Origin of the sequence: Bradyrhizobium sp. cir1 (assembly GCF_014198245.1) — a bacterium.
In the GTDB taxonomy this organism is placed as follows: Bacteria; Pseudomonadota; Alphaproteobacteria; order Rhizobiales; family Xanthobacteraceae; genus Bradyrhizobium.
In genome coordinates, this window is the sequence record NZ_JACIHE010000057.1 from 1 (window position 1) to 5927 (window position 5927).

Below are 5927 nucleotides of genomic sequence, written 5' to 3' on the forward strand. Positions count from 1 at the left end.
CGCGGATCTGGGCCGAGCTCCTGGGTGTCGAGCGCATCGGGCGCAACGACCACTTCTTCGAACTGGGCGGCCACTCGCTCTTGGCCGTGCAGATGTCGAGCCGGCTGTCACAGGCTGTCGGGGTCGAACTGCCACTGTCGACGCTGTTCGCAAGGCCAGTGCTGACTGATCTGGCGGCAAGCATCGTCGAGCTGTTGAGCAGCTCCGGTCCGCAAGAGCTGCCGTCGATTGCGACCTTGTCGCGTCATGAGCCGCTTGTGCTGTCATTTGCCCAGCAGCGGCTATGGTTTTTGGCGCAGCTGAACGAAGGCAGCACGAACTATCACATTCCGCTGGCATTGCGATTGCGCGGGATGCTCGACCACAGCGCCTGGCAGCGCAGCCTTGACCGTCTGTTTGCGCGTCATGAGGCGCTGCGCAGTGTGTTTGTCGCGACCCAGGGCAAGCCCCGGGTTGAGGTTCTGCCGCCGGATGCGGGTCTGCCGATAGTTGAGCACGATCTGCGGGAGAGATCGGATGCGGAAGCGGCACTTTTGGATCTGTCCCATGAAGAGGGGCACACGCCATTCGATCTTGCGCGCGGTCCGCTGATCCGCGGTCGGCTGATCCGCACCGCCGACGAGGAACACGTCTTCCTGCTGACCCAGCATCACATCGTCTCGGACGGCTGGTCGATGGGCGTGCTGCTGCGCGAACTTAGCCAGCTCTACCGGGCATTCGAGGCTGGGCAGGACGATCCTCTGCCGCCGCTTGCGATCCAGTATCCGGATTATGCCGCCTGGCAACGCCAATGGCTGTCGGGAGAACGGCTGCAGAAGCAGGCGCAGTATTGGCGCAGCGCCCTGGCAGGCACGACCCGTCTTGTCTTGCCGACAGACCATGCGCGGCCTGCCCAGCAGTCGTTTGCCGCGGCGACGGTCCCGATCATCATCGATGCGGATTTGACGCGGGAGCTGAAGCGGCTGAGCCTGCAGCATGGCACGACGTTGTTCATGACGGTGCTGGCGGCCTGGGCGGCGGTGCTGTCGCGTCTGTCGGGGCAGGACGATCTTGTGATTGGCGTGCCGAGCGCCAATCGGGGGCACCGCGAGATCGAAGAGCTGATCGGGTTCTTCGTCAACACCCTGGCGCTTCGGATGGACCTGTCCGGCAAGCCGCGCGTGTCGGAGCTTCTGGAGCGGACGCGGCGCACGGTGCTGGCTGCACAGGAGCATCAGGACCTGCCGTTCGAGCAGGTGGTGGAGATCGTGCAGCCGCCTCGGGCTCTTGATCACACGCCATTGTTCCAGGTGATGCTGGCCTGGGAGAACAATGCGGTTGGGTCATTGGTGCTGCCGGGGCTGAGTGTGGAAGCTGCCGGGGAGGAGCTTGATCAGGTCAAGTTCGATCTGGAGCTGAGCCTTGGCGAGCATGGCGAGGAGATCGCCGGGACGCTGGGGTATGCCACGGCGCTGTTTGATCAGGCGACGATCGAGCGGCAGCGTGGTTATCTGCTGGCGCTGCTGCGGGCGATGGCTGCCGATACGCAGCAAGAGGTCCACCGGATTGAGCTGCTCTCGACTGCCGAGCGCACGTATCTGCTGGAGGAGCTGAACCGGACGGCGGCGCCGTATCCTGCGGAGCGGTGCATCCACGGGCTGTTCGAGGAGCAGGTGCACAATGCGCCGGATGCGGTGGCGGTGGTCTGCGATGATGAGCGGTTGAGCTATGGCGAGCTCAATGCGAAGGCCAACCGCCTGGCACATCACCTGATCGCCCTCGGGGTCAGGCCGGACCAGCCGGTTGCGATCTGCGTCGAGCGCAGTCCGATGATGGTGGTGGGGCTTTTGGCAATCCTGAAGGCCGGCGGGGCGTATATGCCGCTGGACCCGGCCTATCCGTCGGCGCGGCTGCATCAGGTACTCGACGATGCGGCGCCGCGGCTGCTGCTGGCCGATGTGGCCGGCCGCGCCGCCTTCGGCGCGGATGCGCCGGCCAATGTGAGCGTGGTGAAGCTCGATGCTGCGGCGCCGGCCTGGGCCAGCCTGCCGGAAGCGGACCCTGACCCGCGCGCGCTCAGCCTGACCTCCCGCAATCTCGCCTATGTGATCTACACCTCGGGATCCACGGGCACGCCCAAAGGGGCACAGAATGAGCATCGGGCTATCGTTAATCGCCTGATCTGGATGCAGAACGCCTATGGTCTGAAGGCAACAGACCTCGTGTTGCAGAAGACGCCATTTAGCTTCGATGTCTCGGCTTGGGAGTTCTTTTGGACTTTGCTTGAAGGGGCAACGCTGGTCGTGGCGCCGCCCGGTGCGCACAGAGATCCCGATGCATTGGTCGACTTGATCGTCAGCCAGCGCATCACGACGGTTCACTTCGTACCATCCATGCTGGTCAGCTTTTTGGATGCGAAGAGTGTTGACCGCTGCACATCGCTGCGGCGGGTTTTATGCAGCGGCGAGGCGCTCCCTGCCGCCAGTGTGCATAGGGTTCGGCGCGTATTGCCCTGGGCGGCCCTGCACAATCTCTACGGTCCGACTGAGGCCGCGATCGACGTTACATCCTGGAGCTGCCCGGCTGGATTTGATGAGGCTATCGTCCCGATTGGCCGTCCTATTGCCAACACGCGGGTCTACTTGCTGGATGGTCATGGCGGGCTGTTGCCGTTCGGTGCGGTGGGCGAGCTCTGCATTGGCGGGGCGGGGGTGGCGCGGGGCTACCTGAATCGCCCTGAGCTGACAGCGGAGCGGTTCATCGCCAGTCCCTTTGTCGAGGGCGACCGGCTGTACCGGACCGGCGACCTTGCACGTTATCTGCCGGACGGCAATATTGAGTTCCTGGGCCGCAACGACGATCAGGTGAAGATCCGCGGCTTCCGAATCGAACCGGGCGAGATCGTCGCGCGGCTTTGCGGCCACGCCTGCGTGCGCGAGGCGGTGGTGGTCGCGCGCGAGGATGGTCGCGGCGAGCAGCGCCTCGTTGCGTATGTCGTCGTCGCCGAAGCTAAGGAATCTGATCTTGCCGGCGGTTTGCGGGCGCATGTGAGTGCGGGGCTGCCGGACTACATGGTGCCGAGTGCGTTCGTGCGGCTGGCGGCGCTTCCGCTGACGCTGAACGGTAAGCTCGATCGAAACGCGCTGCCGGCCCCGGGCGACGATGCGTATGCGCGCCGGACCTATGCGCCGCCACAGGGCGAGATGGAGACGGTGCTGGCGCAGATTTGGGCCGAGCTGCTGGGGCTGGAGCGGGTCGGACGGGATGACAACTTCTTCCAACTGGGAGGGCACTCGCTCTTGGCGGTGCAGATGATCGAGCGTCTAAGGCGGCGGTCACTGCGCATCGAGGTGCGCACCTTGTTCATCAAGCCGGTGCTGGCGGATCTGGCTGCAAGTCTGCGTCGCCATCACGAGGTCGCGGCCCCAGCCAACCTGATCACCGAGCGGAGTGCGGCGATCACCCCGCAGATGTTGCCGCTGATCGAGCTGGCGCAAGACGAGATCGATCGGATCATCGCCACGGTACCCGGCGGGGTTTGCAACATCCAGGACATCTACGCCCTGTCGCCGCTGCAGGACGGCATCCTGTTCCATCATTTGCTAGCGGCAAAGGGCGATCCGTACCTACTGGTGTCGCAGATGGCGTTTGCCGAGCGTGGGCTGCTCGATCGCTATCTTGCCGCGGTCCAGCGGGTGGTGGATCGGAATGACATCCTGCGTACCTCGTTTGTCTGGGAGGGATTGTCGCGGCCGGCCCAGGTGGTGTGGCGGCAGGCGCGACTGGAGGTGATCGAGGTCCAGCTGGATGGCGCTCATGGCACTGGAGCCGAGCAGCTCAGGCAGCGGTTTGACCCACGCCGGCACCGCATCGAGCTTGGCCGGGCGCCACTGCTGCAGTTTGTGATAGCGCGCGAGCCCGGCAGCCCGCGCTGGCTGCTGCTGGAGCTGCAGCATCATCTTATAGGGGATCACACGACGCGGGACGTGATGCATGCTGAGGTCCGGGCCGAGCTGGAGGGGCGCCAGCATGAGCTGACCGCGCCGCAGCCCTTCCGCAATCTGGTGGCGCAGGCGCATCTGCGCCGTGATGCCAAGGCCGATGAAGCGTTCTTCCGGGAGCTGCTGGCCGACATCGACGAGCCGACCACGCCCTTCGACTTGAGCGAGGTGCGTGGCGACGGCGCCGGAGTTCGAGAGGCGCATCGGATGCTGCCGTCAGCGCTCCATGCGAGGCTGCGCGAACAGGCGCGGCGGCTGGGCGTGAGTCTGGCGAGCCTCTGCCATCTGGCGTGGGGACAGGTGGTGGCGCGCAGCAGCGGCCGCGAGCTGGTGGTGTTCGGCACGGTGCTGTTAGGCCGGCTGCATGGCAGCGCTGGCGCCGACCGCGCCATGGGGCTGTTCATCAATACCCTGCCGCTGCGGCTTGATCTCGATGAGACCACCGTCGAGGCGAGCGTGCGGATGACGCACGCCCGGCTGGCCGACCTACTGGCACATGAGCATGCCTCGCTGGCGCTGGCACAGCGCTGCAGCGCTGTTGCGCCGTCGGCACCGCTGTTCAGCTCGCTGTTGAACTACCGTCACAACACGGCGCCGGCTGTGCCCGGCTCCGGGACGGATGATGTGTTGTCGGGCATGGAATGGCTGGGGGCGGAGGAACGCACCAACTATCCCCTGACCCTGTCGGTGGAGGATTTTGGCGAGGCGCTGGGCCTCACTGTGCAGGTGGCGGAACCGATCTCGGCGGATCGGATCTGCGGCTACATGCAGCGGGTGCTCGAGCAACTGGCAAAGTCGCTGGAGGATGCCCCGGATACGCCGGTACGCGAGCTGGACATCTTGCCGGCTGAGGAGCGCACCTATCTGCTGGAGGATCTGAACCGGACGGCGGAGGCCTATCCATCGGACCTGTGCGTCCATGAGCTGTTCGAGGCGCAGGTGCAAAAGGCGCCGGAGGCGGTGGCGCTGGTCTGCGAAAACGAGCGGCTGAGCTATGGCGAGCTCAACGCACGGGCCAACCGGCTGGCGCATCACCTGATCGCCCTCGGGGTCAAGCCGGACCAGCCGGTTGCGATCTGCCTCGAACGCAGTCCGGCGATGGTGGTTGGTGTCTTGGCGATTCTCAAGGCTGGCGGTGCCTATCTGCCGCTGGACCCCGCCTATCCCAGCCAGCGGCTGCATCAGGTTGTCGACGATGCCGCGCCGCGGCTGCTGCTTTGCGACGTCGTCGGTCGCGCAGCACTCGGCCCTGAGGTGCTGACCGATGTGACGGTCATCGATCTGGAGACGGCCACGCCCGCCTGGGCCGAACGGGCGGCTTCAAACCCTGACCGGCGCACGCTTGGCCTCACATCGGGCCATCTCGCTTATGTGATCTACACCTCAGGCTCAACCGGAACCCCAAAGGGGGTCATGGTCCAGCATCAGGGCTTGGTCAATCTGCTGTCGGCTCAAGTCGGCCTCTTTGGCGCTTCTTCCAATAGCCGCGTCGTGCAGTTCGCCTCCATTGCTTTTGATGCAAGCGCGTGGGAGCTTGTTATGGCGTTTGGCTCCGGAGCCGCTTTGCACTTGCCCGCGGAAGAGATCCGTCAAGCGAGTAGCAAGCTATCGGATTATCTGCAAAGCGAAGCCATCACCCACGCGACATTACCGCCAGCGTTGCTTCAGACGAGCAAGGATCCGGAAGGTTTGGCTGTGCAAGTTCTCATTCTTGCTGGAGAGCTGCCGAAGCCAGAACTCATGCGAAGTCTGGCCCCAGCATCAATTGTCAATGCTTACGGCCCGACCGAGGCAACAGTCTGTGCGACGATCTGGACTTGCCCGGCTGATTTCAATGGGTCACTGGTCCCGATCGGGCGTCCAATCGCCAACACGCGGGTATACCTGCTGGATGGCCATGGCGCGCCCGTGCCGTTCGGCGCGGTGGGCGAGCTTTACATTGGCGGG

The 5927-nt window shown here is 64.7% G+C and carries 1 protein-coding gene; it reads left to right on the forward strand.

Annotation, left to right across the window (positions count from 1 at the left end; all coding sequences use genetic code 11):
• Nucleotides 1-5927, forward strand: a 5927-nt coding sequence (locus GGD63_RS39770) for a non-ribosomal peptide synthetase (RefSeq protein WP_183250639.1), incomplete at both ends; no start/stop codon positions are given.